This is a genomic window from Endobacterium cereale, assembly GCF_009617585.1.
GTDB lineage: Bacteria > Pseudomonadota > Alphaproteobacteria > Rhizobiales > Rhizobiaceae > Neorhizobium > Neorhizobium cereale.
The window spans coordinates 299,081-326,049 of record NZ_WIXI01000048.1; the positions used below are offsets into that span (position 1 = coordinate 299,081).

General features: G+C 60.0%; 25 protein-coding genes and 1 riboswitch. Of the genes, 11 read left to right on the forward strand and 14 right to left on the reverse strand.

The features are described from left to right. The first annotated feature begins 201 nt into the window (after nt 1-201). From GAO09_RS21720 to GAO09_RS21745, 6 genes are read left to right on the forward strand one after another with little or no spacing between them, the layout of a single operon-like run. Nucleotides 202-1,035, forward strand: a complete 834-nt coding sequence (locus GAO09_RS21720; protein ID WP_153357430.1) for a transporter substrate-binding domain-containing protein — start codon at nt 202-204, stop codon at nt 1,033-1,035. A 23-nt stretch (nt 1,036-1,058) separates the two neighbouring features. Then, on the forward strand, nt 1,059-1,805 hold the full coding sequence (locus tag GAO09_RS21725; RefSeq protein WP_153357433.1) for an amino acid ABC transporter permease: 747 nt from the start codon (nt 1,059-1,061) through the stop codon (nt 1,803-1,805). Further along, entirely contained in the window at nt 1,802-2,593 is a 792-nt protein-coding gene (locus GAO09_RS21730) for an amino acid ABC transporter permease (RefSeq protein WP_410767739.1), read from the forward strand. Before GAO09_RS21725 ends, GAO09_RS21730 begins: the two co-directional genes overlap by 4 nt. Nucleotides 2,594-2,606: 13 nt before the next feature. Beyond that, the gene (locus tag GAO09_RS21735) at nt 2,607-3,398 is read left to right on the forward strand and encodes an amino acid ABC transporter ATP-binding protein (RefSeq protein ID WP_153357439.1); all 792 of its coding nucleotides are present in this window, start codon (nt 2,607-2,609) and stop codon (nt 3,396-3,398) included. A 2-nt stretch (nt 3,399-3,400) separates the two neighbouring features. Next, nucleotides 3,401-4,741 (forward strand): MmgE/PrpD family protein, encoded by a 1,341-nt coding sequence (locus tag GAO09_RS21740; RefSeq protein WP_209018786.1) that lies wholly within the window; start codon nt 3,401-3,403, stop codon nt 4,739-4,741. A gap of 14 nt (nt 4,742-4,755) precedes the next feature. Beyond that, on the forward strand, nt 4,756-6,051 hold the full coding sequence (locus tag GAO09_RS21745; RefSeq protein WP_153357444.1) for an LLM class flavin-dependent oxidoreductase: 1,296 nt from the start codon (nt 4,756-4,758) through the stop codon (nt 6,049-6,051). Nucleotides 6,052-6,055: 4 nt separating this feature from the next. On the opposite strand, the gene GAO09_RS21750 is transcribed toward GAO09_RS21745, so the two are convergent. The 7 genes from GAO09_RS21750 to thiC are packed head-to-tail and all read right to left on the reverse strand — an operon-like array spanning nt 6,056 to nt 11,868. Then, complete coding sequence (locus tag GAO09_RS21750; protein WP_153357448.1) at nt 6,056-6,556, reverse strand: hypothetical protein; 501 nt, start codon at nt 6,554-6,556, stop codon at nt 6,056-6,058. 36 nt (nt 6,557-6,592) lie between these two features. After that, nucleotides 6,593-7,468, reverse strand: coding sequence for a bifunctional hydroxymethylpyrimidine kinase/phosphomethylpyrimidine kinase (thiD, locus tag GAO09_RS21755; protein WP_153357450.1), 876 nt, complete (start codon nt 7,466-7,468; stop codon nt 6,593-6,595). After that, nucleotides 7,465-8,091 (reverse strand): thiamine phosphate synthase, encoded by a 627-nt coding sequence (locus GAO09_RS21760; RefSeq protein ID WP_153357453.1) that lies wholly within the window; start codon nt 8,089-8,091, stop codon nt 7,465-7,467. The genes thiD and GAO09_RS21760 overlap by 4 nt, the downstream gene beginning before the upstream one ends. Continuing rightward, a complete protein-coding gene (locus GAO09_RS21765) occupies nt 8,088-8,861 on the reverse strand; it encodes a thiazole synthase (protein WP_153357456.1) in 774 nt (257 codons plus the stop codon). The genes GAO09_RS21760 and GAO09_RS21765 overlap by 4 nt, the downstream gene beginning before the upstream one ends. Before the next feature lie 3 nt (nt 8,862-8,864). Beyond that, nucleotides 8,865-9,062, reverse strand: a complete 198-nt coding sequence (gene thiS, locus GAO09_RS21770; RefSeq protein ID WP_153357459.1) for a sulfur carrier protein ThiS — start codon at nt 9,060-9,062, stop codon at nt 8,865-8,867. After that, nucleotides 9,059-10,045, reverse strand: a complete 987-nt coding sequence (gene thiO / locus GAO09_RS21775) for a glycine oxidase ThiO (RefSeq protein ID WP_153357462.1) — start codon at nt 10,043-10,045, stop codon at nt 9,059-9,061. The genes thiS and thiO overlap by 4 nt, the downstream gene beginning before the upstream one ends. After that, a complete protein-coding gene (gene thiC, locus GAO09_RS21780) occupies nt 10,045-11,868 on the reverse strand; it encodes a phosphomethylpyrimidine synthase ThiC (protein ID WP_153357465.1) in 1,824 nt (607 codons plus the stop codon). Before thiC ends, thiO begins: the two co-directional genes overlap by 1 nt. A 97-nt stretch (nt 11,869-11,965) precedes the next feature. Then, nucleotides 11,966-12,077, reverse strand: a riboswitch (TPP riboswitch). 8 nt (nt 12,078-12,085) lie between these two features. On the opposite strand from thiC, the gene GAO09_RS21785 reads away from it, so the two are divergent. The 3 genes from GAO09_RS21785 (at nt 12,086) to GAO09_RS21795 (ending at nt 16,203) form a co-directional block, all read left to right on the forward strand. Continuing rightward, nucleotides 12,086-12,457, forward strand: coding sequence for a hypothetical protein (locus GAO09_RS21785; RefSeq protein WP_153357467.1), 372 nt, complete (start codon nt 12,086-12,088; stop codon nt 12,455-12,457). Then, entirely contained in the window at nt 12,454-14,190 is a 1,737-nt protein-coding gene (locus GAO09_RS21790) for a sensor histidine kinase (protein ID WP_153357470.1), read from the forward strand. Before GAO09_RS21785 ends, GAO09_RS21790 begins: the two co-directional genes overlap by 4 nt. Before the next feature lie 201 nt (nt 14,191-14,391). Next, nucleotides 14,392-16,203: a carbon starvation CstA family protein gene (locus GAO09_RS21795; RefSeq protein ID WP_153357473.1), complete on the forward strand. Its 1,812-nt coding sequence runs from the start codon at nt 14,392-14,394 to the stop codon at nt 16,201-16,203. Between the two features lie 87 nt (nt 16,204-16,290). Here the strand turns inward: GAO09_RS21795 and btsR are convergent, their stop codons facing one another. Continuing rightward, the gene (gene btsR / locus GAO09_RS21800; protein ID WP_153357477.1) at nt 16,291-17,007 is read right to left on the reverse strand and encodes a two-component system response regulator BtsR; all 717 of its coding nucleotides are present in this window, start codon (nt 17,005-17,007) and stop codon (nt 16,291-16,293) included. A 249-nt stretch (nt 17,008-17,256) separates the two neighbouring features. Here btsR and GAO09_RS29705 point away from each other — a divergent pair, with 249 nt between their 5' ends. Next, on the forward strand, nt 17,257-17,409 hold the full coding sequence (locus tag GAO09_RS29705) for a hypothetical protein (RefSeq protein WP_209018792.1): 153 nt from the start codon (nt 17,257-17,259) through the stop codon (nt 17,407-17,409). 6 nt (nt 17,410-17,415) lie between these two features. On the opposite strand, the gene GAO09_RS21805 is transcribed toward GAO09_RS29705, so the two are convergent. From GAO09_RS21805 to GAO09_RS21820, 4 genes are all read right to left on the reverse strand, one after another. Further along, a complete protein-coding gene (locus tag GAO09_RS21805; RefSeq protein WP_153357480.1) occupies nt 17,416-18,171 on the reverse strand; it encodes an iron ABC transporter ATP-binding protein in 756 nt (251 codons plus the stop codon). Next, the gene (locus tag GAO09_RS21810) at nt 18,168-19,121 is read right to left on the reverse strand and encodes an iron chelate uptake ABC transporter family permease subunit (protein WP_235938387.1); all 954 of its coding nucleotides are present in this window, start codon (nt 19,119-19,121) and stop codon (nt 18,168-18,170) included. The genes GAO09_RS21805 and GAO09_RS21810 overlap by 4 nt, the downstream gene beginning before the upstream one ends. 4 nt (nt 19,122-19,125) lie before the next feature. Then, nucleotides 19,126-20,082 carry an ABC transporter permease gene (locus GAO09_RS21815; RefSeq protein ID WP_153357596.1) on the reverse strand — a complete coding sequence of 319 codons (957 nt, stop codon included), beginning with the start codon at nt 20,080-20,082 and terminating at the stop codon, nt 19,126-19,128. 88 nt (nt 20,083-20,170) lie between these two features. Beyond that, complete coding sequence (locus tag GAO09_RS21820; RefSeq protein ID WP_153357599.1) at nt 20,171-21,103, reverse strand: siderophore ABC transporter substrate-binding protein; 933 nt, start codon at nt 21,101-21,103, stop codon at nt 20,171-20,173. A gap of 174 nt (nt 21,104-21,277) precedes the next feature. Here GAO09_RS21820 and GAO09_RS21825 point away from each other — a divergent pair, with 174 nt between their 5' ends. Beyond that, complete coding sequence (locus GAO09_RS21825) at nt 21,278-22,780, forward strand: glycosyl transferase family protein (RefSeq protein ID WP_153357483.1); 1,503 nt, start codon at nt 21,278-21,280, stop codon at nt 22,778-22,780. Nucleotides 22,781-22,842: 62 nt separating this feature from the next. Here the strand turns inward: GAO09_RS21825 and GAO09_RS21830 are convergent, their stop codons facing one another. Together GAO09_RS21830 and GAO09_RS21835 are read right to left on the reverse strand one after the other, a co-directional pair. After that, the gene (locus tag GAO09_RS21830) at nt 22,843-24,972 is read right to left on the reverse strand and encodes a TonB-dependent receptor domain-containing protein (RefSeq protein WP_153357486.1); all 2,130 of its coding nucleotides are present in this window, start codon (nt 24,970-24,972) and stop codon (nt 22,843-22,845) included. A gap of 143 nt (nt 24,973-25,115) precedes the next feature. Then, a complete protein-coding gene (locus GAO09_RS21835; RefSeq protein ID WP_153357487.1) occupies nt 25,116-26,537 on the reverse strand; it encodes an RtcB family protein in 1,422 nt (473 codons plus the stop codon). Between the last annotated feature and the right edge of the window lie 432 nt (nt 26,538-26,969).

The window sequence follows — 26,969 nt, forward strand, 5'->3', positions numbered from 1 at the left end:
AAGCCGGGCGTTTTTTGTGCCATATCGAGGGTTGCAGGCGCGGCACACCATCACACCAAATGCTCGACAGGGAATTGATTTTTTCCAATTTCGCCCAAATTGACAAAACACTGCTCTCAAACAGGGCTGAAAGAAAGCATGGGTTTGCTCGTGAGTCCCCCATCGCTCCCATAGTGTCACGGCCACACAAGGAGCCTTCTGATGTTTGCCAAGACCATCACCAAAACCGTTTTCGGACTTGCCCTTTCGGTCGCCACGCTGGCCGCCACACAGGCGTCTGCCGATGCCACGCTGGACCGTATCAAAGGCCGCGGCAAACTCACCGTCGGCCTGATCCTGTCGGGTGCGCCATTCGGCTTCATCGATCCGAAAACGCAGGAGCAGAAGGGTTATAACGTCGACATCGCCAAGGCGCTGGCCGCCGATCTCGGTGTCGAACTGGAGAGCGTGACGGTGACCCCGCCGAACCGCGTGCAGTTCCTGCAGCAGGGCAAGGTCGATATCCTCATTGCCAACATGCAGTACACGGAAGAGCGCGCCAAGGTTCTGGACTACGTCCCAACCCCTTATGACCGCGCTGGTGGTGCTGCCGTGGTGCGCAAGGATAGCGGCCTGAAGGATTGGGCTGACCTCAAGGGCAAGCCGGTCTGCATTTCGCAGGGCTCCAACTATGCGCAGCCGCTCGCCGAAGAATATGGCGCCATCGTCAAGGGCCTGCCGAGCCAGCCGGAATCGCTGCTTGCCCTGCAGGGCGGCAATTGCGTCGCCGCTGTCCATGTCGGCGCAACCGTCGGCCTGCTGCTGGTCGACCGCGCCGACGAGTGGAAGGATTTCGCCATTCCGTTCCCGACCGAACTGATCCCGTCGGACAGCGTCATCTGGCTGCGCAAGGGCGAAGCGGACACCCAGAAGGCGATCGACGAGAGCGTCAAGAAGCTGCACGCTTCCGGCAAGATGCTTGAGCTGGCCAAGGCAAACCGTCTGCTCAACACCAAATATCTCGAGGAAGAAAACAAGAAGCTTTCCGCCAAGTAAGCGGAAAGCAGCGGTAAAGCCATATGCAGGACATGAACCTGACCGGCCTGTTCATCGATCTGATGGGCAGGCTGGGTCTCAATTACGAATTTCTGGCGACGGGTTACGAGGCGCAGATCTGGCGTGACGGTTTCATCACCACGCTCTATCTGGTCGCCGTTACCATTCCCGTTAGCCTGATTGTCGGCCTGATCTTTGCAGCCTGCCTGACCTCGGGCAGGCTTTGGCTTTCCGCGCCCGTGCGCGGTTTTGTCGAACTCACCCGCAACACGCCCACACTCGTGCAGTTGATGTTCAGCTTTCTGGTGCTGAACACCGTCGTTTCCAACATGGTGGGCGGCGCGCAGAACAATCCGCTCTCGCCGTTTTTCTGGGTCGTTGCCGTCGTTGGCCTGCATGTGGCCGCACTGCATGCCGAAGCCATCCGCGGCGGCATCGAAGCAGTCCCCTCCTCGATGATCGAGGCGGCGCGCGGCATGGGTTTCAGCCAGTTCGAGATTTTGCGTTACGTGCAGATCCCGCTCGCCTTCCGGTCATCACTACCGGCCATCGTCAACGGGCTGATCAGCCTCGTCAAATCGACTACCGTCGGCAATGCCATCGCGGTCAGTGAAATCACCTATGCCTCGATCATGGTGTGGACGCAGCGCGACAATGTCGTTGAAATGATGATCGTGCTTCTCGCCTTCTTCAGCCTGATCAACTTTGTCGTCGCCCGCGTCGGCTCATGGGTGGAGCGCAGGCTCGCCATTCCGGGGTATGGGCTATGAGCATGGCAGTGACACAAACACCCAAGACCACAAAAACGAGCAGCCGCGTGCTGCGTTACGTCGGGTTCGTGGCCATGCCGCTTCTGGTAGTCGTCTGGTCGCTGGTCGATCTGTCGCTCGGCAAGGAGCTGGTGGAATGGATTCCCTACCTCGCCTCCGGCTTTTCGATGAACATCCTCATCACCCTCTGCGCGGTCACACTCGGCACCACGGCCGGCGTGCTTCTCGGCCTGATGCAGCTGGCGCCGTTCTGGTTCGTCCGCCTGCCGGCGCAGATCTATGTGCAGATCTTTCGCAATGCACCGGCGCTGGTACTGATCTTTGCCACCACTTACATTTTTCCATTCGAGATCGTGCTGTTCGGCAACTACCTGCCTTTCCCGGACTGGGTGAAGGCGGTGATCGGCCTTGCCATTCTCTCCAGCGCCTATATCGCCGAAATCACCCGCGGCGCGGTTCTCTCCATCCCCACCACGCAATGGGAAGCCACAAAGGGCCTCGGGTTTTCACGCCTGCAGGCGCTGCGTTACGTGATCCTGCCGCAATGCGTGCGCCGCTCGCTGCCGCCATGGATGAACGTCGCCTCGTCGATGGCCATGGGGACGTCGCTCGCCTCGCTGGTGGGCGTGCATGAACTCATGCATGCGGCAACCGATGCCAGCACCGCCGTGCGCCGGCTCGATTTCACCATCATCGCCTATGTCGTGGTGATGGCCGCCTTTTTCACGCTCTGCTACCCGATTGCCCGCCTGACCCGTCGCCTCGAACAGCGTTTCAACGCGGGCTGAAGGATTTTTTGACATGACTGCATCTACCGACGCCGCGATCGTGAAACTGGAAGACGTGCATCTGTCCTTCGGCCAGACGCAAGTGCTGAAAGGTATCGACCTCACCATCAACAAGGGTGACGCCGTTTCGATCATCGGTCCGTCCGGCTCCGGCAAATCCACCATCCTGCGCTGCATCAACGCGCTGGTGACGCCGCAGAGCGGCAAGATCACCGTGGCCGGCACCCGCGTCGACCAATTGACCAAGGAAAGCGAACGCATCCAGCTGCGCAAGCGCGTCGGCATCGTTTTCCAGCAATACAATCTGTTTCCACACCTGACGGTTCTCGACAATATCGTGCTGGCCCCGATAAAGATTCTCGGCGCCGACAAGACGGCGACCGTGAAACTGGCCCGCGAGCTTCTCGAAAAGGTGCGGCTGTCGGAAAAGGCTGACGCCTATCCCGGCCAGCTCTCTGGCGGCCAGCAGCAGCGCGTGGCGATTGCCCGCGCGCTCGCCATGAAACCGGAACTCGTCCTGTTCGACGAAGTGACCTCCGCGCTTGACCCGGAAACCGTGGGTGAGGTTCTCTGGGTCATCCGCGACCTCATCCGTGACGGCATGACCAGCATTCTCGTCACCCACGAAATGCGCTTTGCCGAAGAGATCAGCGACACCGTCGTTTTCACCGAAAACGGCCGCATCGTCGACCACGGCTCACCGCAGCAGATCTTTCACTCCACCAACAATCCGCGCATCCGCCAGTTCGTCGGCGGCCTTTCGGGTGGCGGACGTGGTGCGGTGCGCGACGGCGAGGGTATCTGACCATGGCCAAGGCACCACTCACCACCGCTTTCGCCAGCGCGATCGTCAATTCCGATCCGACCCGCGACGCTGCGGCCATGGAAGCGGCACGAACCGCGATCATCGATTTTCTCGCCTGCACGATTGCCGGTGCGGCTGATCGCACGACCGGCGTCCTCGCCAAGGCGGTGGGCGCCGATCTGCCGGGCGACGCCATTCTCGTCGGCAGCGACAGGAAAACCGATGCACTCGTCGCAGCCGTGATCAATGCCTATGCCGGCCATGTGCTGGATTATGATGATGTACACGCCAGCGTGCGCGGCCATCCCACGACGGTGATCATTCCAGCCCTGCTGGCTCTTGCCGCAGAACGAGAATTTTCGGCCGAAGCCTTTGTCGCCTCCCACGTCGTCGGCCTTGAGGCGATGGCACGGCTTGGCCTCTCGCTCGGATCCAAACATTACGAAAACGGCTTTCACGCCACCGCAACGCTTGGCCCGATCGGCGTCGCCGCCGCGATCTGCCATCTCACCGGTGCATCGGTGGAAGAAACGGCCGTCGCACTCGGCATCGCCGCCACGCAGGCATCGGGCCTCAGACTGCAATTCGGTTACGACACGAAACCCTATCACGCCGGCATGGCCGCCCGCTCCGGCCTTCTGGCCGCACGGCTGGCCGCGGCCGGTTTTGGCGGCGCACCGGATTTCCTCGACAATCCGGTCGGCTTTCATTCGGCTTATGCCTTCGACGCAGGTAAACCGGAACTGACAGCCAAGGATTGGGGCGCACCGTGGCAGATCGTATCGCCCGGCCTGACGCTGAAAGCCTATCCCTGCTGCACCGCCAGTCACCCGGTCGCCTCTCTCGGTATCGACCTTCACCGCGAAGGTTTGACCGCCGAGCAGATCGAAACGATCACCTTCACCTATCCGCCCGGTGCCGACGCGGCACTGGTTGTGACCAAGCCGACCAACGGCATCGAGGCCCGTTTCAGCCCGGAATACGTGTTTTCCGCCGCCCTGATCGATGGCGCGCTCCGGCTCGACCATTTTGACGAACGCCCGGTCAAAGACCGCATCATGGCGCTCGCCGCCCGCGCCGGCCGCCGCCATGACGAGACGGCACCACGCATGTCGACGGACCCGACAACCCGCTTTGTGGTGCTGGATATCGCGCTCAAGGACGGCACCACCATCAACCGCCGTTTCGACGGCCTGCCGGGCGTGACCGATCCGACCGACAAATTCCGCGACGCGACCGCTGCCAATGCGGCCTTTGCCGATATCCCCGACGTTGTCCGCAGCATGAAGACCGAAGCCGACCTTTCCCGGCTCCTCTCCCTGCTCAACCAGAACCCGATTTGACGAAAGATTTTATCATGAGCGATAAGCGACAAATCCATCTCGGCCTGTTCCTGCAGGGTGCCGGCCATCACGTGTCCGGCTGGCGTCACCCGAAAGCGGAAGCCGGCAGCGAAAATTTCGACCTTCTGCGCCGCGTCTCGCAGATCGCCGAACAGGCGAAATTCGACATGGTGTTTCTGGCCGATGGCCTGACCAGCGCGGTTGATGCACATCCGTCGATGATCGCCCGTTTCGAGCCGCTGACGCTGCTCTCGGCGCTCGCCATGGTGACGGACAAGATCGGTCTCGCCGCCACCGCTTCCACCACCTATGGCGAACCCTATCACACGGCGCGCGCCTTCTCCTCGATCGACCATCTGAGCCATGGCCGCGCCGCCTGGAACATCGTAACCACATCCTACGCCCGCACGGCCAACAATTTTTCAAAATCGCATCCCGAACATGACGAACGTTACGCCGTGGCGGAAGAATTCGTCGATGTGGTCCGTGGCCTCTGGGATAGCTGGGACGACGACGCCTTCATCAAGAACAAGGACAGTGGCGTCTATGCTGACCCATCCAAGGTTCATGTGCTCGATCACAACGGCAAATATTATTCCGTAAAAGGCCCACTCAATATTCCGCGTTCGCCGCAGGGCCATCCGATCCTCATCCAGGCCGGTTCGTCCGGCCCCGGTCAGGACCTCGCTGCCCGAACTGCCGATGTGGTGTTCACCGCCCAACAGAGCCTTCCCGAGGCACAGGCCTTCTACAAAAGCCTGAAGGCACGTGTCGAAAAGTTTGGTCGTCACGCCGACAGCGTCGCCGTCATGCCGGGCTTCCTGCCGGTGATCGGCCGCACGCAAAAGGAAGCTGCGGAAAAGCTGGCCGAACTCGACAAGTGGACCGACCTGAAGAGTGCCATGCCGCTTCTTGAAGAGCGCATGGGCCACAGCCTTGCCGATTACGATCCGGATGGCCCGCTGCCGGACCTGCCGATTTCCGACCAGCTGCGCAGCCGCGCCGAACTGCTGACGGCCGCCGCCCGCCGCGAAAACCTGACGATCCGCCAGTTGGCCTTGCGCGTCGCCGCCGGCCGTGGCCACCATATCGTGCTCGGCACACCGGTGGAAATCGCCGACCGCATGCAGGAATGGTTCGACGGTCGCGCCGCCGACGGCTTCAATGTCATGCCGCCTTTCTTCCCGGAAGGTCTCGAGGACTTTACCCAGCTCGTCGTGCCGATCCTGCAGGAGCGCGGCCTGTTCCGCACCGAATACACCGGCTCGACACTGCGCGATCATCTGGGCCTGTCGCGCCCGGCGCTTTAAGCACTCAGCGCCGTGTGAACTCGATACTGCTGGTGGCGACGGAGCGACCCGTCGCCACATCCTTGTCGATGGTGCGCAGGCGAAGGCCGTTTGTGCCCAGCTTTTCGATGGTCATGCCGGCACTCCGATCACCATTCACCACCCGCGCCCAGGTGACGGCAAGATTGACCGTATCGCCATGCCGGCTGCCGCTCAGGCTGGACGACTGTCCCGCTGGTCCGACATAGGTGCCGGAATAACGGCTGCCCGATGTTTTGACATCTGCGGAAAATCCGCGCGAAACCAGCAGGCCGCGGCAACGGCCTTTCATTGAGAGCGAGGCCGGCGTGGAGCCCACCTGCAGGCTGCAGGAAACATTGACCTTGCTCCCACCGATCTTTGTCAGCACCAGTCCCTTGCCACTCCAGCTGCCGGCGATCGACCTCAGGTAATCGGCTTCTGCAGCCTGCGAGATAGCGGGTAGGCACAGGATCAGAGCGACGGCGGTTAGGCTTACGACACGCATATCGGGACATCTCCATGAACCCCGACGAAACCGCGCTTAGCCGGCTTTTGTTCCCGCCTGTTCCTTCGAGCCCATGCTTACGCGATCGGTCTGCAGAGAAAGGTCCCGCGGAGCCGGCCACTGCGCGAAAAAATGATGGACCGGACCGTGCCCATGTCCGACCGCCAAAAACCGCCCTGCCGCCAGTGCCTCATGCAGGTAGTCCTTTGCGATAGCGACAGACGTCAGCAGGTCATGGCCATGCGCCAGCTGTGCGGCAATCGCGGCTGAAAGCGTGCAGCCGGTACCGTGATCGTTGATCGTTTGAAGTCGCGGATATCGGAACTCGTGGAACGTGTTCCGATCCGTCAGCAACACATCGACACAATCGATGCCACCACCATGCCCGCCCTTGATCAGCACGGCAGCCGCGCCTTCTATCCGCAACTGTTCCGCCTGCCACACGACATCCGCATGCGTTTCCGCCACCGGCAAACCGGTCAGGATCGCCGCTTCGAACAGGTTTGGCGTGATCAGCGTCACCCTCGGCATCAGCAGTGATTTCAGCGCCGCCACGGCATCATCGCGCAGCAAACGGTCTCCCGATGTCGCCACCATCACCGGATCGAGCACCACCGGCCCCGCATATTGCTGCAGGCCATCGGCAACGGTTCGGATCGTATCTTCTCGTGACAGCATGCCGATCTTGATGGCATTCACATCAAGATCGCTCAGCACCGCCTTCATCTGCGCATCAATCATCGACGCGGACACATCCTCTACGGCAGAGACACCCAGCGTGCTCTGCGCCGTGATCGCCGTCAGCACGCTTGCGCCATAGACACCAAGCGCTGAAAACGTCTTCAAATCCGCCTGGATGCCGGCACCGCCGCCGCTATCCGAACCGGCAATAGTGAGTGCGATCGCCGTCATGCCGGCACCTCTTGCCGGTTTCGCCATGGCGCGGTCGCGGCCAGCCATTGCCGGGTTCGGGCCTCGGGATCGGCGTTAAGAGTAATGTCGGTAACGACTGCAGCGCTTGCCGCCCCTTCATCGAGAACCAGCAGCGCGCGTTCGGCGGTGATACCACCAATCGCAACAAGTGGAAGAGCACCGATGCGCCGTTTCCAGTCGGACACCCGCTCGATACCTTGCGGCTGCCATTTCATCTTTTTGAGGATCGTCGGCCAGACGGGACCGAGCGCCACATAATCCGGCTTTGCGCCAAGCGCCGTCTCCAGTTCGGAAACATCATGAGTGGAGACGCCGAGCTTCAGGTCCGCGCGCCGAATTGCGTCAAGATCGGCGTCAACAAGATCCTCCTGACCGAGATGGATGAAATCACATCCCTCGTCGATCGCGAGCCGCCAGTAATCGTTGACGATCAACTGGCAGCCATAGGCAAGGCACACTGCCCTTGCCCTGCGGATTTGCTGCCTGAGTTCGGTTTCCGATATGTCCTTGATGCGCAACTGCACCAGCTTGACACCCAGCGGCACCAGCCGCTCGATCCAGTCCGCACTATCGACGATGAGGTAAAAAGGATCGAGCTTCATGAAAACACCGCCTTGCCGATGACCGGCGTCGAGGGCACCGCCATGTCGCGCGGTTCCAGCATGCCGGCGAGATAGGCGAGCCTTCCCGCGTCCGTCGCCTTGGCGAAAGCCTCGGCCATGGCGGGCGGATCGCCCGCATTGGCGACGGCCGTGTTGAGCAAAACGGCGTCGTATCCCAGTTCCATCACCGTGGCCGCATGCGACGGGCGGCCAAGACCAGCATCGACGATCAGCGGAATGTCGGGAAAGGCTGCCCGCATGGCGGTCAGCGCTGACGGGTTACGCGGGCCCGCCGCCGAACCGATCGGCGCGCACCAGGGCATCAGCACCCGGCAACCTGCAGCCAGCAGTTTTTCGGCCACGATCAGATCGTCGGTCGTGTAGGGGAAAACGGAAAAGCCTTCGTCGGTGAGAATACGCGCCGCTTCCACCAGTTCAAAAACATCCGGCTGGAGGCTGTCGTGATGACCAATGACTTCGAGCTTGATCCAGTTCGTACCGAAAACTTCGCGCGCCATCTTGGCTGTCAGGATGGCTTCCGATGCGCTGTGGCAACCGGCCGTGTTCGGTAGAATGCGAACGCCGAGATTTCGAATGAGTTCAAAAAACGCACCACCGGCCTTGCCGCCCGAGGTTTCCCGACGGAGCGAGACGGTGACGATGCCCGCGCCGGACCTTCTCACCGCTTCGGACAAAACAGCGGGTGACGGATAACGCGCCGTGCCAAGCAGCAGGCGCGAGGACAATTCGGTTTCGTAGAGTTTCAACATGGCTCAGCCTCCCTGCATGGGGGAAAGAATTTCGATCCGGTCACCGTCTGCGAGGTGCGTATCGGCACGATCCTCGCGATGAACGAGGTCTCCATTGACGGCGGTGGCCAGCCATTCGCCCTCGTATTCCAGCGCTTCAAGCAGGTCGGCGAGCGTAACGGTCTCCAGAACCTGCGCTTCTCCGTTGACGATAAAATTCATGCGATCATCTCCTCGCGGAGAGCGGCACCGTTGGAAAGGCGGATTGCGGCTTGTTTCGCCATGGCGGGGGCGAGCAGAAAACCGTGGCGATACATGCCGGCGATCGCCAGCCCATCACCGGTCTCCACAACGCGCGGAAAATTGTCGGCAAAGGCCGGGCGGATGCCGACACCGGTTTCCACCACCCGCGCCTCGCCAAACGCCGGATGCAGCGCATAGGCAGCATTCAAGAGTTCCATCAGCGAGCGTGCCGAAATCGGGCCGTCATCCTCCGTCTCGATCATCGTTGCGCCGACCATGAAACGGTGATCGTCACGCGGCACGACATAGATCGGGTGGCGTGGATGCAGCATGCGCACCGGTCGCGACAGCGTAACCTCGCCGGTTTCCAGATAGAGCATTTCGCCACGCACGCCCCGCAGGCCGGGAATATGCGGGATCGCCGCCGGGCCGGTGCAATCCAGCACGGCGGTATAGTTCTTTTTCGGCGACGGCCCCCAGCCCAAGTGGAAGAGGCCACCCAGGTTGCGGATCGTCTTGGCCAGCCCCGTCAAAGCCCGGCGCGGATCGAGATGCGCCTCGTTTTCAAAGAAAAGCGCCTTTTCGAAACGACCGGAAAGCGAGGGTTCGAGATCGGTAATCTCGTTTCGATCAAGCCAGACATGACCCGTCGTACGACTGGCAAAACGGGTAAGATCGGTGATGTCGCGCGGCTGCGTCACCACCAGCGTGCCATTTCGAATAACCGCACCCGGCACGACCTGATCCCACCAGTCAGCGGCATCGAGCCCGAGTGTCAGCACGACCTCTTCCGCCGCCTCCCGTTCGCAATAGGGAGCGAGCATGCCGCCGGCGAAAAAAGAAGCACCCTGCCCCACCGTGTCCTGATAATCGACGATATCAACATCTTCGCCGCGACGGAGAAGTTCATAGGCGACGGCAAGGCCGGCAACGCCGGCCCCTTTAACGAGAAAGAGAGACATCAGGCTTCTCCCGCCACATTCGCCACCGGCATGTAGAGATCGCCACCATCACGGTATTTTGCAGCCATCGCCTCCAGCCCCTCCTTCTGGGCCTCGGCGCGGATATCGTGCGAGATCCGCATCGAGCAGAATTTTGGGCCGCACATGGAGCAGAAATGCGCGACCTTGTGCGCATCCTTGGGCAGGGTTTCGTCGTGGAAACTACGCGCCGTGTCGGGGTCGAGCGAGAGGTTGAACTGGTCCTCCCAACGGAATTCGAAGCGCGCACGAGACAAGGCATCGTCACGCATCTGCGCGCCCGGATGCCCCTTGGCGAGATCGGCGGCATGGGCAGCGATCTTGTAGGTGATGACGCCGGTCTTCACGTCATCCCGGTCGGGCAGGCCGAGATGTTCTTTTGGCGTGACGTAACACAGCATGGCGGTGCCGAACCAGCCGATCATCGCAGCACCTATTGCGGAGGTGATGTGATCGTAACCCGGCGCGATATCGGTGGTGAGCGGACCAAGCGTATAGAACGGCGCCTCGCCGCAGGTTTTCAGCTGCTTGTCCATGTTCTCCTTGATCTTGTGCATCGGCACATGACCCGGCCCCTCGATCATCACCTGGCAATCCTTTTCCCAGGCGATCTTGGTCAGCTCCCCGAGCGTCTCCAGCTCTGCGAACTGGGCGGCATCATTGGCATCGGCAATCGAGCCGGGGCGCAGGCCGTCACCCAGCGAAAACGTCACGTCATAGGCACGCGCAATGTCGCAGATCTCGTCAAAGTGTTCGTAGAGAAAGCTCTCGCGGTGATGATGCAGACACCACTTGGCCATGATCGAGCCGCCGCGTGAAACGATGCCGGTCACGCGGTTGACGGTGAGGTGGATATAGGAAAGCCGCACGCCGGCATGGATGGTGAAATAATCCACGCCCTGTTCGGCCTGTTCGATCAGCGTATCGCGATAGACCTCCCAGGAAAGGTCCTCGGCAATGCCGTTGACCTTTTCCAGCGCCTGGTAAAGCGGCACCGTGCCGATCGGCACCGGCGCATTGCGGATGATCCAGTCGCGGATGTTGTGGATGTTGCGGCCGGTCGACAGGTCCATCACCGTGTCGGCACCCCAGCGGATCGCCCAGACCATCTTTTCGACCTCCTCCGCCATGGAAGAGGTGACGGCCGAATTTCCGATATTGGCGTTGATCTTGACCAGAAAATTGCGGCCGATGATCATCGGTTCGATTTCGGGATGGTTGATATTGGCCGGGATGACGGCGCGGCCTTCGGCCACTTCGCGGCGCACGAATTCCGGCGTGATATAATCCGGCGTGTGCGCGCCAAAACTCTCGCCGTCCCTCAGCAATGCCTCCTTCGCCGCCTGCCTGCCAATGTTTTCGCGGATGGCGATAAATTCCATTTCCGGCGTGATGATGCCAGCGCGGGCATAGGCAAGCTGGGTGACGGCCTGGCCCGCGTTCGCCTTCAATGGCGCATTACGAACCGGAAACTCCGGCGTCAGCCGTTCGCCGGTGGCAAAACCGTTATCCTCCGGTTTGACGTGGCGACCATCATACCGGACGACATCGCCACGGGCCGCGATCCAGCTTTCGCGAAGGCGCGGCAGGCCGTTGTCGATGGCAACGACATGGTTCGGATCGGTGTATGGGCCGGAACTGTCATAAACGGTCACCGGCGGTTCGCCGGCGGTCGGATGCAGGGCAATGTCGCGCATCGGCACGCGCAGATCGGGATAGGCCTGTCCCGCAACATGGATTTTGGTGGAGGCCTGAAAAGGACCCGAAGTGACGGTCGGGCTTTGCGGTTTGGCGGCAATATTCATCGTGAGGCTCCAAGTGTTAAGGTTGGAGACCCAGTCCTAGAGCCGGAAAGATGGAAGAACGCCGATCAACGGAATCCGGGAGATGGATTCATTGCATTCGCAGCGTTTTGCACCGTCCCTACGCCAGTATGAACTGGATCAGGTTCAACGGGTCACTGCGCGCGATAGCAGAATCTCAGCCCCTTGACGGGACACCCCTGGTGAATGCGATGAGGCTATGACAGCAGGATCGATGGGTCAAGCGCCTCTTCCACCCTTCCTTGCGATCGATGGAACGGCAGACGGATTGCCACATGCGCGATTTGACGGATATGCGCTATGTCTGGAGCCGAACGGCGATATCATGACAGTCCATGTGGCAACAAATCGAGACAGAGGCGTGCGACCAAAGAAGCAAACAGACATCGCGAACGGAAAGCAAAACTCCGCCCGATCTTTGCAACTGCAAGACTGCCTTGAGGCCCGCGGAAGCTGCTGCGCACCCGTCGGCATCTCGGTGGCGATGTTGCGGGTCATCGACGCTGCGGGCGAGCTGATCGAATGGCCGTTCGGCCTTCTCGTTTCCCTATGGGGTAAAGGCAGATCATGAGCTTCGGCTGGACCAATCTCGTCATCGGCCTTTTGCAGCAGATGTGCGTCTATCTCGTGATCGCCTATCTGTTCAGCAAGACACCGCTTTTCCTGCCGCTGATGCAGGTGACGGTGCGTCCTTGGCGCAAAGTGGCCTGTTACGTCATCTTCTCGATGTTCTGCATCATGGGCACCTATTTTGGCCTCCACATCGATGAAGCGATCGCCAATACACGTGCCATCGGCGCCGTGCTCGGCGGCATTTTTGGCGGGCCGCTGGTCGGGCTGGCGGTGGGGCTGACGGGTGGCATGCACCGGTATTCGCTGGGCGGTTATACCGCTCTCGCCTGCGCCATTTCCACCACCGCTGAAGGTCTGATTGGCGGTTTGGTGCATAGCTATCTGCTGCGTCATCGCCGGACAGACCTGTTGTTCAAGCCGTTGCTGATTGCGGGCGTAACCTTGTTTGCCGAAATCGTGCAGATGTCGATCATTCTGGTCGTCGCCCAGCCATTCGTGAACTCCATGCATCTGGTGGAGACCATCGCCTTACCGATGATCGTCGCCAACACGGTTGGTGCGGCCATGTTCATGAACATCCTCGGCGACCGGCGAAAACTATTCGAAACCCATTCGACTATCTTTTCCGGCAAGGCGCTCAAGATCGCAGAACGCGCCGAAGGTGTCTTGCGCAACGGCTTCAACGCCGAAAACAGCACCAAAGTGGCCCGCATTCTGTATGAGGAAGCGAATGTCGGGGCCGTCGCCATCACCGACCGCGAAAAGATCCTCGCCTTCATCGGCATCGGCGCCGATCACCACCTGCCCGGCCGCGAGATCACCTCGGCTCAGACGCTTGAGGCGATTGCCGAAAACAAGGTCATGTATGCCGATGGCAATGAGGTCAGCTATCAATGCTCGATCGATCCGAACTGCCGGCTGGGTGCCTCGCTGGTCATTCCGCTGAAGGGAGAGGACGACACCGTGATCGGCACGATCAAGCTCTACGAGCCGAAGACAAAACTGTTTTCCACCTTCAATCGCGCGCTCGGCGAAGGTGTCGCGCGGCTGCTGTCGGCGCAGATTCTCGCAGGTCGCTATGAGCGCCAGAAACAAATGCTGTCGCAGTCGGAAATCAAGCTCCTGCATGCGCAGGTCAATCCGCATTTCCTGTTCAACACGCTGAACACCCTGTCAGCCATCATCCGCATCGATCCGGCCGAGGCGCGCAAACTGGTGCAGAACCTCTCCACGTTCTTCCGCAAGAACCTGAAGCGCACCAGCGACGTGGTGGCGCTTTCCGACGAGATCGAACACGTCAACGCCTATCTGCAGATCGAAAAGGCGCGCTTTCAGGAGCGCCTGCAGATAGAGATCGATGTGCCGGATGAGCTGGCCCAGGTGCATCTGCAGGCCTTTTCGCTGCAGCCACTTGTCGAAAACGCCATCAAGCACGGCACATCGCAGCTGATCGGCGAAGGACGGATCACCATTTCGGCGCGGCGCGAAGGCGACGACATGCTGGTTTCCGTTACCGACAATGCCGGCCTGTTTAAGCGCAAGCCGGGCGGCGATGGCGGGCTTGGCATGAATATCGTCCACCGGCGCACCAAGGGTTATTTCGGCGATGCCTATGGCATGCATGTCGATGTGGAGCGCGATGTATTCACCCGCATCAGCCTGCGCGTGCCAATGGTCGATACGCACCATCATACGCCCTACGAATCCGTGCTGGAATTGACAAAAATCTAATCGTTTAATGCCCTGCGTTTCCAGCGAAATTTGACCTGTGTCATGTCCGGTTGGGGATAGCCCGGCCGGCTGCAAAAACGCTCCACCGCTCACCCCGGATTATCGACCGCTCACGCCGTGATAGCGCCACTCAGCCAAACACCCCCTCCCGCCTTTTCGCCTCGAGAGTAGCCTCCTCTCATCCTAAGGAGGGACAAGACCATGGCAAACGCCCTGACAATGGTCATCGGCACCGCCTGCATCCTCGCGATCTGCTACCGGTTCTACGGTATCTTCTTCGTTCGCAAGGTTCTCGGCGTCAGCGATACCGAAGTCACCCCGTCGCACACGCTTGCCGACGGACGTAATTACGTGCCCACCAAGAAGTGGGTGAATGCCGGCCAGCATTTTGCGGCCATCGCCGCCGCCGGCCCGCTGGTCGGCCCGGTTCTCGCCGCCCAATACGGTTACCTGCCCGGCCTGATCTGGCTGCTGGTCGGTTGCGTCATCGGCGGCGCGGTGCATGACACGGTCGTGCTGTTCGCCTCGATGAAACACAAGGGTTCGTCGCTGTCGGAAGTCGCCAAGGCAGAGCTTGGGCCCGTCGCCGGCTGGTGCACCGGCCTTGCCATGCTGTTCATCATCACCATCACCATGGCAGGCCTGTCGATGGTCGTGGTGCATGCGCTGGAACGCAACCCCTGGGGCACATTCGCCGTCTTCATGACGATCCCGATCGCCATGGCTGTCGGCCTGTATGAAAAGATGGGCGGCAATGCGAAGATCGGCACCTATGTCGGCCTCTTCGCCATCCTCGCCTCGGTTTTCGCCGGCCCTTACGTGCAGGAATCGGCGCTCGGCCAGTGGTTTACCTTCCAGTATAGCTCGCTCGGCATCATGCTGCCGATCTACGCTTTTCTCGCCAGCGCCCTGCCCGTCTGGCTGCTGCTCACCCCGCGCGGTTATCTGTCGAGCTTCCTCAAGATCGGCGTGTTTGCCGCTCTCGTCGTCGGCGTCGTCATCATCAACCCCGAAATCAAGATGCCGGCCCTCACCGACTTCATCCATGGCGGCGGCCCGGTTCTGGCCGGCCCTGTCTGGCCGTTCATCTCGATCACGATCGCCTGTGGTGCTATCTCGGGTTTCCACGCCTTCATCGGCTCGGGCACCACGCCAAAGCTGGTCGACAAGTGGAGCGATATCCGCCCCGTCGCCTTCGGCATGATGCTGGTCGAATGCCTCGTCGCCGTGCTAGCCCTTATCGCCGCAACGGCACTTCCGATGGCCGACTATTTTGCCATCAACGCATCGCCGGAGGTTTTTGCCACGCTCGGCATGACGGTTCAGGATCTGCCGCGTCTCGAACAGGCAATCGGCATGGATCTCGCAGGCCGCACCGGTGGCGCCGTAACGCTCGCCGTCGGCATGACCGAGATCTTCACCAGCATTCCCTGGTTCAAGACGCTGGCCGCCTACTTCTTCCAGTTCGTCATCATGTTCGAGGCCGTCTTCATTCTGACCGCCATCGACTCGGGAACCCGTGTTGCCCGTTACCTGATCCAGGACATTCTTGGTGACCTCTGGGCTCCGATGAAGCAGATCAACTGGCTACCCGGCTCGATCTTCGCCAGCATCGTCGCCTGCCTTCTCTGGGGTTATCTCCTCAACTCGGGCGATATCAACTCGGTCTGGGCCCTGTTCGGTGTCTCGAACCAGATGATGGCCTCGCTTGGCCTCACCATCGGCGCAACGATCATCCTGCGCATCTCGGCCAAGCGCATCTACATGCTGACCTGCCTCATCCCGCTCGCCTACCTGTTCGTCACGGTGAACTATGCCGGCTACTGGATGATCGCCAACGTCTACCTCAACGAAGCAGCCAAGGGCTACAACCCGGTCAACGCCATCCTGTCGATCATCATGATGGTTCTCGGTGTGATCGTTCTGGTTGCCGCAATGTTCAAATGGAAGGACATGCTGCGCACGGGCCGGAACGGCGAGGCTGAAAGGCTCGCACTTTCACCCGCGGAGTAACCAGCTTCCCTGAGGCTGACATTCCTCCCTAAGCCTCAAAACCCGGCGCATGTTTCACACATGCGCCGGGTTTCGTTTTTGGCAATGTCAGAGAATGCCGAGTTGTTCTTTCAATGGCCCGAGAAAACGGCGGCTGACGGGAATGGAGCGCCCACCGATGGTTAGGATATTGGCGGCACCGTTTTCGGCCAGCGCGATATCCTGAATATGCTCGGGATTGATCATGTATTGCCGATGGCAGCGGATCAACCGTGTGCGTTCCTCGAGCGTGCGCAAAGTCAGTTCGGTGAAATGCTCGGCGCCGTCATTACCGATGACATAGATGCCGCCCGGCCGCGAAAAGATTGCCTCGACATCCTCGATCTTCATCAGACGAATGCGGTTGAGGCCGGTGCAGGGAATGTGGCGCAGTGGCGGCACGATTTCGAGCAACCGATCCTGGTGCACCGCTTTTGCCTTGCGCAACCGGTCAAGCGTCTTTTGCAGCCGCTCCTCCTGAATGGGCTTCAGCAGATAATCGAAGGCGTTTTCCTCAAATGCCCGAACCGCATATTCCTCGTAAGCCGTGAGGAAAACGATCTGCGGCATCTTTTCCGGGTCGATCATGCCGACCATTTCCAGACCGCTGACCTGCGGCATCTGGATATCGAGGAACATGACGGTTGGCGACAGGCGGTTAATGGCGGCGATGCCTTCGATGGCATTGGCACACTCGCCGACGATTTCGATATCGGCCTGATCTGCGAGGACGGATTTCAACTCGTCGCGCGCCAGCGCTTCGTCATCAACGATCAGAACTTTCATGCGTACTTGTTATCCGGTCTGAAAAGCCAGCATTTGGAATATGGACTGGCATCGGCTTAAGCAAGACCATTCGCTCAAGCGGCGCAGCCTCGAGTGCCGCATCGGAGAATAGTGGAGCGTTTCGGGCGCTATGGATTGACCCGCGCCCCATTTCAGCAGCTGCACGGTACCGTACCATCGAAAATTTTGGGTTGGCCTGCCGCATATCTGCCCTAGTTAATGAGTGGGCGGCAAAAATGAGGTATGGAAATGGCACTGGCTGATAGACTTGCCAAATTCGAACAGACCAACCAGGTCGCATTCGGAATCATCGAGGCGGAAGCAACTGCACGCGAGCAGAAGACCGAAAAGCTGCGACAGGCAAGACTGATGCAGGCTCGCAAATCCGATGAGGAAAGCTGAGCGACCCTAATAAAATGTGGCGATGCGATTGCCGTCGAGTTCGTGCACCCGAAACTCGGTGGCATATATCTCCGACAGGACTTCCTGTCGGACGATATCCGTCGGCGACCCTTGCAGGAAAAGCCTGCCATCGCGCATGACGACGATGTGGTCGGAATAACAGGACGCGAAATTGATATCGTGCAGGACCACAACGACGGTCTTGCCGAGTTCGCGGGCCGACTTGCGCATCAGTTTCATCATCGCCACCGAATGGCTGATATCGAGATTGTTGAGCGGTTCGTCGAACAGCATGTAATCCGTGTCCTGACACAGGACCATGGCGACAAAGGCGCGCTGGCGTTGGCCGCCGGACAGCTCATCCAGAAAACGGTGGCGGAAATCGCCAAGCCCCAGATAATCGATGGCCCGCTCGACATGCTCCCGATCTTGCAGCGTCGGGCGGCCCTTGCTGTAAGGGTAACGTCCAAAGGTCACGAGATCGGTCACCGTCAGGCGGGCGGTCAGATGATTGTCCTGGCGCAGGATGGAAAGCCGCTTTGCCAGCACGTCCCCCGACACCTTGGTGACATCCAGACCGTCCACTATCACCGTGCCCGCATCCATCGGCAGCAGGCGGGCAATCATCGACATCAGCGTCGATTTGCCGGCGCCGTTGGGACCAATGATCGACGTCAGCCCGCCTTTCGGCAAAGCGAGCGTGACGCCATCGACCACAAGAGTCTTGCCATAGGATTTGCTGACGCCGGAAACCTCGATCATCGGTTGCGTCCTTTCAGAAGGAAGAGGATGAAGAACAGGCCACCGGCAAATTCGATGATGATCGACAGCGCCGTGTCGAAGGCAAAGAGCCGTTCCAGAACGGTCTGGCCGCCGACCAGACAAAGGACGGAAATCAGAACCGCCGCCGGTAACGTGTAGCGGTGCCGGCTGGCCGGAATGATCAGATAGGCGAGATTGGCGACGAGAAGGCCGAAGAAGGTCACCGGCCCGACAAGTGCCGTCGAGACCGAGATCAGGATGGCGACAAGGATCAGGATTCTTGTTGTGGCCGCCTGATAATCGAGCCCCAGCGAAATCGCCATGTCCCGGCCGAGCGCCACGACATCGAACGTATCGCGCATGCGCCAGATGAAGACCGTCACGACGGCAACCAGCGCCGCCGAAACGCCGACGAGCGTGCCATCGGTGACGTTGAAACTGGCAAACATCCGGTCCTGCAGCACCACGAAATCATCCGGATTGATGATCCGCTGCAGGAAACCGGACAGGCTGCGAAACAGCACGCCGAGCACGATGCCCACCAGAACCAGAAGATGCAGGTTCTGCGCGTGGCCTGAGAAAAGAGAACGAAACAGCAGAAGTGAAAAGCCGACCATGGCGGCGACTTCTATGATGAACATCAAACGCGGATCGATGGCGGAGGTGGCGGCCGCGCCGAGCGTGAAAACCAGCACAGTTTGGAGCAGGACGTAAAGCGCGTCAAAACCCATGATCGACGGCGTCAGGATGCGGTTGCCGGTAATGGTCTGGAACAGCACTGTCGAAACCGAGATCGCATAAGCAACGACAAGGATGGCCATCAGGCGCGTACCGCGGAAACTCAGCACGAATGACCAGCTTCCGCGCGCACCCCATGTCATGAAGGCAATCGCGGCGACAAGCGAAAGCGCCGCAAGAACGGCCAGCGTGACCAGTGAGGTTTTACGCAAGGCTTCAGGCGACACGATTGCGCCTCCCGATCAGCAGATAGAGGAAGAACAGGCTACCGACGATACCGAGCACCGCGCCGACCGGGATTTCGAAAGGCGCATTGATGACCCGGCCGATGATGTCGCAGACGAGCACCAGCGCCGCACCGCACAGGCCGATCCACGGCAGGCTGCGACGCAGGTTGTCGCCCATGATCATGCTGACGACGTTGGGGACGATCAGGCCCAGAAACGGCACGACACCGGCGGTGACGACGACACAGGCGGTCACCATCGACACGATGATCAGGCCCAAGGTCATCACCTTGCGATAGTTGAGGCCGAGATTGCTGGAAAAAGCCTCGCCCATGCCGGCAACCGTGAAGCGATCGGCCGCGACATAGGCGGCGATGGTCAGGGCAAACGCGACCCAGAGGATTTCATAACGCCCGCGCAGAACGACGGAAAAATCGCCGCTTGCCCAGGCGCCCATGGATTGCAGGAGATCGAAACGGTAGGCGAAGAAGGTGGTGACCGCGCTGATCATGCCACCGAGCATGATGCCGACCAGCGGCACCATCAGGATCGAGCGCAGCGGAATGGCACGCAGGATGGAAAGAAACAGCGCAGTGCCGGCCATGGAAAAGGCCGCCGCCACCAGCATTTTTGCGATCACCGGCATATCCGGTGCGATCAGCAGAACCGTCAGCATGCCGAGGCCTGCGGATTCCACGGTACCGGCGGTGGACGGTTCGACAAAACGGTTGCGGGCCAGCATCTGCATGATCGTGCCGGCAATGGCCATGCCGGAACCGGCAAGCACCAAAGCAATGGTGCGCGGTACCCGGCTTGCCAGAAGCACCATCAGGTCCCGCTGATCCGCGGCGCCGGAGAACAGGTCGAACGGCGAAACATCACGCACGCCGACGAAAAGGCTCACCAAGGCCAGAAGGACAGTCAGAAGCAGAGCGGGCAGAAACAGTTTTGGCGGCAAATCGAGCAATCCGGAAAAGGTTGAACCGCGCGGGGCAGCGCGGTTCACTCAGCGGCTGGCGTGGATGGATGAAACGTCAGTTGGTGCTGATTGCCTTTGAAAGGTCATCGACGGTGTTTTGCATCGCCGTGATGCCGCCGCCAACGAGATACCAGGCAACCGGATCCAGATAAACGACGTGATTGTTCTTCGAGGCTGTCGTCTGGCCGACAACTTCGTTATCGAGCATCTTCCTGGCAGCGCCGTCGCGACCGATGGCGGCATCGCGATCAATCACGAACAGCCAGTCCGGGTTCTTTTCCAAAATGTATTCATAGGAGCTCGGATTGCCGTGCGTGCCCTTGGCTCCGGTTTCCTCGGCCGGCACGAAACCGTAATCGGAAAACAGCATGCCGAAACGCGAGCCGGGGCCATAACTGCTCATCTTGCCGCCGGTGGTCAGCACCAGCAGCGCCTTGCCCTGCTGGCCGGCCTTTGCCTTGAGGTCAGCCGTCGAAGAAGCCAGCTTTTCAAGCAGGGCTTCGGCTTCCTTTTCCTTGCCAAAAATCTTGCCGAGAGTGCGAACATTCTCCTGTGCCTGCGGCAAGAACTGTTCTGCGCTGACGGTCAGGTCGATCGTCGGGGCGATCTTGGCAAGATCGTCGAACTTGGCGCTGGAGCGACCGGCGACGATGATCAGATCCGGCTCGGCGGCGTTGACGGCCTCATAATCCGGTTCGAAGAAGGTACCGATCTTGGCAACATTCTCACTGGCATATTTCGAAAGATAAGCCGGCTTGTTGCCCGCCGGCACGCCGGACACCTCGATGCCTAAAGCCGTCAGCGTATCGAGTGCCGCAAGATCGAAGGTCAGAACCTTCTTGGGCACTTCGGAAAATGTCGCCTCGCCCTTGGCATGTTTGATGGTGACGTCGGCAGCTCTGGCGCTTTCGCCTGCAAATCCGAAGGAAATGGCCGTGGCCATCAAGGCCATGGCAAGCCGGAAAGGCCGCTTCATCGTCGTCATCAAGGTTCCCCTGTCGTGGCCGATGTCAGTGCGGATCAAGGCTCTGTTATCGGTTAAAATCTAAGTTGAGTAATTATGTACACTTATGTAGGGAGAGCTGACGGGTCAATCGATGTCATTTAGAAACGGTCTAAATTGCGCATCGTGCAAAACGGCAGGCATGGCGGGGCAAAAGGCATGGCAGGCGACAAGCGCAGCCTCGGTAGAAAAGTGGATGACAGCGGCGCGGGCGCATTCAACCAGGTCAAGCTGCTGGTCGCCTTTGATGCATTGCTGCGAGAGGGCAGTGTCAGCCGTGCCGCCGCAAGCCTGAAATTGCAGGTCTCTGCCGTCAGCCGCATGCTTGCGGAACTGCGCAAGCTGTATGACGATCCGATCTTCATCCGCACCGGCCAGGGCATGCGCCCGACACCTTTTGCCGAATCCCTGCGCCTGCGTGTGAGAGGCCACGCATCCGAAACGGAATTATTGCTGGCCGCGAACGGCAGCACGCCATTGGAGCCAGCGTTCAACCTTGCTGCGACCCCGCCCGAGCCTGCGACAGTAGCGTCTCCGCCCTCCCCTGATGAATGGGCAGTCGAAACCCGAGCAAACATCGTGCCTCTGTCCGTTACGCCCGCCGATCAGCTCGAAGCGGCACCGACCCCCCGCCACTTTGCTGTCCGTATCGCGACGATTGGCGACAACGCCGATCCGCACCGGCGTTTGGCGCGTTACATTGCCACGACGGCACCCGGCCCCGGACGCAGCCGACCGCTGACACAGGATGAGGCGCGCGATGCGCTTGCCCTCATCCTTGATGGTCAGGCTGATCCCTTGCAGGTCGGTGCGCTGCTGATGACGATCCACTATCGCGGCGCCAGCGCCAGCGAACTGGCCGGTTTTGCCGAGGCCATCCGCAACACGATGGCAATCCCCGCAAAATTCACGCGACCGGACCTGGACTGGCCGGCCTATGTTTCGCCAAAGGTGCGCACCGCGCCATGGTTTCTGCACGCGGCGCGACTGGTGGCGATGGCCGGCCATAAAGTGCTTCTGCATGGCCATTACGGCAGCGGTCCGGAAAGCGGAAAGATGGAAATGGCGGCAGAGGATGCGGGCATTCCGGTTTGCCTGACGCTTGCAGACGCAAGTGCGGCGCTGACCGCAGGCGGTATTGCCTTCACGCCGCTCGGTTCACTGGCGCCGCAGACGCGCAGCCTGCTTGGACTGCATGCCATGTTCGAAATGCGCAATCCGCTGCATTCCGCCATTCACCTGATCAATCCGCTGGGCGCAAAGGCTTCGATCCTTGGCGCCTCGCAATCATCCCGCCGCGATCTCTACCGCGATGTGGCGCGGCATCTCGACCTGCCCAATATTGCGCTGATCGGTTCGGTGCGTGATGTGGCGGAGTATACGCCCGGTCGCATGGTCAAGATTTTTCGCATGGCATCCGGCGTCGATGCGGACATTACCGTGCCGGCCGGAAAAAAGCTTAGGCCCGGCACGAGCGGCATGCTGACCCAGCGTGAATATTGGCAGGCGATCTGGTCCGGCGCAGCGCGTGACGAATGGGCCGAAGCCGTCATTCAGAAGACGGCGGCAGTGGCGTTCCTGGCGCTTACGGGTGACCCGCAGGCGAAGTTCGAAGATTGCCTGCCGCAGGCGGTCGAACTTTGGGCGGCCCGCCAGCGATAACGGCACGCCTTACAGGAAAAGCAAACGCGGAGCATTTTCCGCGTTTGCTTTGACTTGAAAAATCAGAACGTCTTGGTGACGCTCAACCAGAAACGGCGACCTTCCATCGTGGTGTTGAAGTCGGTCTGCTCCACCTTCTTGTCGAAGACGTTGTAGATGGCGCCATTCACCGTGACACTGTCGTTGACCGCGTATTTCGCGCCGAAATCGACCATCGTGTAAGGATCGTATTTGCGGCCGGCAGCACCATTGATGGTCACCGGCGTGCCGTTGCTGCCGATACGCGCGCCCGAAGCGATTTCCTCGCCGTGATAATTGACCGAAACCCAAGCCTCCAGTCCTTCGACCGGGGTGATCCAGTCGGCGCGGACATTGGCGATATGTTCCGGTGTGCGGGCCAGCGGGAAACCGGCATAGGCACCGGTCTGCTGTTCCGAATGGGTATAGGTATAGCTGCCGCGGAAGGAGAGATCTCCAGTCGCATGCCAGGTGGCGGTCAGCTCCAGCCCCTGAATGATCGCGTCATCGATATTGTAGTTATACCAGAGGCGATAATTCGGATCCTCGCTCCAGCGCACCGGATTGCCGGCGCCATCGGTGACGAGAGCATTGGCGATCTTGTCCTTGAAATCGGTGTAGAAATAGGTGGCACCGAGGCTGATATCGCCATTCTCCCAAAGCGCACCGATCTCATAACTCGTGCTGGTTTCGGCCTTCAGGCTCGGGTCGGCGATGATGACGCCGCATGTGCCGGTCGGACCATAGGAGCAACCGCCGCCACCTGTCGTATAGGCATAACCCGGTGCGATGCTGCGGATATCCGGTGCCCGGAAACCGGTGGAAATGCCGCCCTTGATAGTCAGGTCGTTGGTGGCGTTCCAGACACCGTAAAGACGCGGGCTGAGGTGATAACCGTATTCCTCATGATGGTCGCTTCTCAAGCCCGCCGTCAGCGCAAAATCATCCCAGATGCGCCATTCGTCTTCGGCAAAGATCGCCCATTGCGTCGCGGAGAATGATTCCGTCATGCCGGTGCGACGACCGGGATTCTGGTCACGTAGATGCGCTTCGAAATACTGCCCACCTGTCACCAGCGTGTGCGAACCAAGCATTTCGAACGGCGTGGTGAACTTGCCGTCGATGACGGTGTTGCGAATTTCCGGCGCACGTGCATTGCGAACGAAGGCATCACGAGAAGGATTGAATGTGTAGTTTTCGCGCTGTGCCCATTCCTGCAGGATGGAGAATTCCGAGGTCGTCGGTCCCCAGCGGCCGGTATGCGACAGCGACCAGTGATCGCGACCGTTCTGGTTATAGGTGCCATTCGCTCCGGCGGCCAGCGTGTTGGGAGCGGAGGCCTCGCGGCGCACGTTCTGGCGACCGGCTTCGAGGATAATGTCGTGATATTCGTTGGGCGTCAGTGACAGGCGACCGGTGAGATCGAATTCCTTGGCCGACGTCGTGCCGCTCAGGAACCTGTCTTCGGAGCGGGTCAGGCCGCGTCCCCAGATCTGCAGGCCCAGCGTATCCTGAATGACCGGACCATTGGCATAAAACGACGCCTGGCCGGAATTGCCGAATTTCGAATGCTGCTGGATCGTTGCATCGGTCGAAACACTGCCCGACCAGACATCGGAAACCTTGCGGGTGATGATGTTGATGACACCGCCCATGGCATCGGAGCCGTAAAGCGATGACATCGGTCCGCGCACGACTTCGATGCGCTCGATGGCGGCGGCTGGCGGCATGAAATTCTGCTCATAGCCGGAATTGCCGTTGGTGCGAGCGTCACGCGTGCTTTGCCGTTTTCCATCGACGAGGATCAGCGTGTAGGAGCCCGGCAAGCCACGGATAAAGATATCCTTTTCATTGGCAACGCCGGTCACGGCAACACCCTGAACTTCGCGCAGCGCATCTGTCAGGTCGCGATAGGCGCCCTTTTCGAGATCCTCACGCGAAACGACGGTAATGCTGGCCGGTGCTTCCTTGACGTTCTGGGCAAAGCCGGAGGCCGTGACAACGATCTGTTCAAGAACGGTTCCTTCCTCTTCCTGCGCATGGGCGGCAGGAGAAAAACCGATGGCCGTTCCGGCAAGGGCCAGAGCGATAGTGCGACGTGAAATGCTGGCTTTTGCGTTGCGCGTCACGGCGTGACGATCGAGCTGGGGCCCCGGCTCAACGATATACTGCATCATGTCCCCCGACATTAATATGACAAAACAAGTCCACTTAATGAACGGGGTATGAAAGGGTCAACGCGGATGTTTTAGAAGAATTCCAAATTCTAAAATACGCAAAACGGAAAGCAGGGAGCGTAAGCCCCCTGCCCTGTCTTTCAACGGCGCTTCTTCTTGCGCCACGGTGCATCACGCTGCCAATCGCCGGCCATGATGCTGCCGAACGGGATCACCTCATCGACCACTTCGGCCAAGCCGTAATGTTCGATCTGCGCCCGCACATTGGCAGCCGACTTATAGGCGCTCGGCAGTTCCGACATGTCCGCATTGCCGGAGAAGAAGCGCGCATCGAGACCCGCGGTTTCCTTCGCCATGATGTCGGCCATGTTGTTCGGGCTCAATCCACGCTGGTCCGCACCATATTCCTCACCAAGGCGACGCATATGGGCGCTACGCGAAAAATTGCGGCCCGCCCCATGCGGCGAGAAGCCGAGGCCATGTGCGGCATTCGAACCACGAACGATCAGGATCGGTTCCGCCATGTTGAGCGGAATGATCGTCAGATCGGTCGCATCGTCCGCCCAGCCATCGAAGGCCGGTGTGGCACCCTTGCCGTGATAGAAGAGACCATCCGACTTCCGGAACACGAAATTATGCTCGTTCCAGAAACGGTCCGACACTTTCGCCGACAGTTTTTCCGCCGCCATGTCGTGCAGAATATAGTGGTTCTCCTTGGTCCACTGGCGGATGGTCTGCAGAGCCGACCAATACTGGTCGCCTTCCTCGGTATCCGCCGGGATCCAGGCGTTCTCGCGATGCGTTTCCGGCGAAAGCAGCTCGCGGAACTTGTTCGCCACCTTCATGCCACGCTCATAAAGCCGGGCACCCGGCGCACGCGAACCGTGATGGGTCACAAGCGCCGTCTCGCCGGTCGATTTCATCGTGCCGACATAGGCGAAATGGTTGCCGTCACCCTGCGTTCCAAAATGCTCGATCCCGACATTCAGCGCCGCACCGGTGAGATACGGGTTCTGATGGAAGGCAGCGAGCGTCGCTTCCGACGGCTTGATCTGCTGACCAACTGCGCGTCCGCCCGGCCCAAAGTGGGTCACGGAATGGATGGCGTCGAGTAGTGCCTTCGGGTCGACACCCGGAAACACGGAAATCGCCATCGAGCAGCAGATATCGGCCGAATGCATGCCCGGATGGATGGCTTCCGAGGCGACGACACCGCCGACCGGAATGGTCCCGACCGGACCGGCCGGGCAGGCATCGGGCATGATGGCGGCGGCGCGCACCACAGGCGTGCGAGCAAGCGCGCGCATAGTCGCATTCACCTTCTCGACATTCTCGTGCTCGAAGGCATTTTCGGCACGGATGTTCGAATAGATCTTGATATCGCCTTCCCGTCGCAGCGGCACAGTTGGCGCCGGCTGGAAAGCGCGTGCTGCGGCGATCGCCACATCCATCGAACCACCTTCACTCAGCACCTTGTTGGCGGCATCGAGCGCCGGGCGAAACCACTTGCCCTGCGGCATGCCTGCATCGATCAAATCCTGTCCGCTTACGATCTCAATCATCTTCTTTTCTGCGTTTGCAGTCCTTCTGTTCATCTCATTCATCGTTGTCGGGCGGGATATTCCGCCCGACACTTTTCTTCAAAAAACCAGCAGCGGCGACGAGTTTGGACGAAAAGTTGGGGGGCCCCGCTCGTGCCAGAGAGCGCTGCCAATGAGGGAGTCGAACCCATCAGACCACCCCGGTAGAGTAGACGGCTGTAATTTCGTCCGGCATTCGCCGCTGCATTCCGGTCGTGGCGACCAGTGTTGAGGAAACTTCCGCGTCTACGCCTTGCGGCGCATCTGCGGTGCGGGCCTCGAACCCGCGACCCTTACGGGTTACCACTGTAGTTTCCCCGGCATTCGCCACGGTATTTTCAAATCAGGTCATGGCGACAAGGTGTTTTGGAAACATTTTCCACCGCTCTATCCGCTGAGCTACCGGCCGATCAT

Bases quoted from the DNA above. Each gene is read 5' to 3' on its own strand.
- GAO09_RS21830 (WP_153357486.1), bottom strand. From the start codon at position 24,972: ATGCAGTATATCGTTGAGCCGGGGCCCCAGCTCGATCGTCACGCCGTG.
- thiO (WP_153357462.1), bottom strand. From the start codon at position 10,045: ATGTCTCTCTTTCTCGTTAAAGGGGCCGGCGTTGCCGGCCTTGCCGTC.
- GAO09_RS21805 (WP_153357480.1), bottom strand. From the start codon at position 18,171: ATGATCGAGGTTTCCGGCGTCAGCAAATCCTATGGCAAGACTCTTGTG.
- GAO09_RS21790 (WP_153357470.1), top strand. From the start codon at position 12,454: ATGAGCTTCGGCTGGACCAATCTCGTCATCGGCCTTTTGCAGCAGATG.
- GAO09_RS21765 (WP_153357456.1), bottom strand. From the start codon at position 8,861: ATGTTGAAACTCTACGAAACCGAATTGTCCTCGCGCCTGCTGCTTGGC.
- thiD (WP_153357450.1), bottom strand. From the start codon at position 7,468: ATGACGGCGATCGCACTCACTATTGCCGGTTCGGATAGCGGCGGCGGT.
- GAO09_RS29705 (WP_209018792.1), top strand. From the start codon at position 17,257: ATGGCACTGGCTGATAGACTTGCCAAATTCGAACAGACCAACCAGGTC.
- GAO09_RS21785 (WP_153357467.1), top strand. From the start codon at position 12,086: ATGACAGCAGGATCGATGGGTCAAGCGCCTCTTCCACCCTTCCTTGCG.
- thiS (WP_153357459.1), bottom strand. From the start codon at position 9,062: ATGAATTTTATCGTCAACGGAGAAGCGCAGGTTCTGGAGACCGTTACG.
- GAO09_RS21725 (WP_153357433.1), top strand. From the start codon at position 1,059: ATGCAGGACATGAACCTGACCGGCCTGTTCATCGATCTGATGGGCAGG.
- GAO09_RS21750 (WP_153357448.1), bottom strand. From the start codon at position 6,556: ATGCGTGTCGTAAGCCTAACCGCCGTCGCTCTGATCCTGTGCCTACCC.
- GAO09_RS21720 (WP_153357430.1), top strand. From the start codon at position 202: ATGTTTGCCAAGACCATCACCAAAACCGTTTTCGGACTTGCCCTTTCG.
- GAO09_RS21740 (WP_209018786.1), top strand. From the start codon at position 3,401: ATGGCCAAGGCACCACTCACCACCGCTTTCGCCAGCGCGATCGTCAAT.
- GAO09_RS21730 (WP_410767739.1), top strand. From the start codon at position 1,802: ATGAGCATGGCAGTGACACAAACACCCAAGACCACAAAAACGAGCAGC.
- btsR (WP_153357477.1), bottom strand. From the start codon at position 17,007: ATGAAAGTTCTGATCGTTGATGACGAAGCGCTGGCGCGCGACGAGTTG.
- GAO09_RS21795 (WP_153357473.1), top strand. From the start codon at position 14,392: ATGGCAAACGCCCTGACAATGGTCATCGGCACCGCCTGCATCCTCGCG.
- GAO09_RS21825 (WP_153357483.1), top strand. From the start codon at position 21,278: ATGGCAGGCGACAAGCGCAGCCTCGGTAGAAAAGTGGATGACAGCGGC.
- GAO09_RS21745 (WP_153357444.1), top strand. From the start codon at position 4,756: ATGAGCGATAAGCGACAAATCCATCTCGGCCTGTTCCTGCAGGGTGCC.
- GAO09_RS21835 (WP_153357487.1), bottom strand. From the start codon at position 26,537: ATGATTGAGATCGTAAGCGGACAGGATTTGATCGATGCAGGCATGCCG.
- thiC (WP_153357465.1), bottom strand. From the start codon at position 11,868: ATGAATATTGCCGCCAAACCGCAAAGCCCGACCGTCACTTCGGGTCCT.
- GAO09_RS21760 (WP_153357453.1), bottom strand. From the start codon at position 8,091: ATGAAGCTCGATCCTTTTTACCTCATCGTCGATAGTGCGGACTGGATC.
- GAO09_RS21735 (WP_153357439.1), top strand. From the start codon at position 2,607: ATGACTGCATCTACCGACGCCGCGATCGTGAAACTGGAAGACGTGCAT.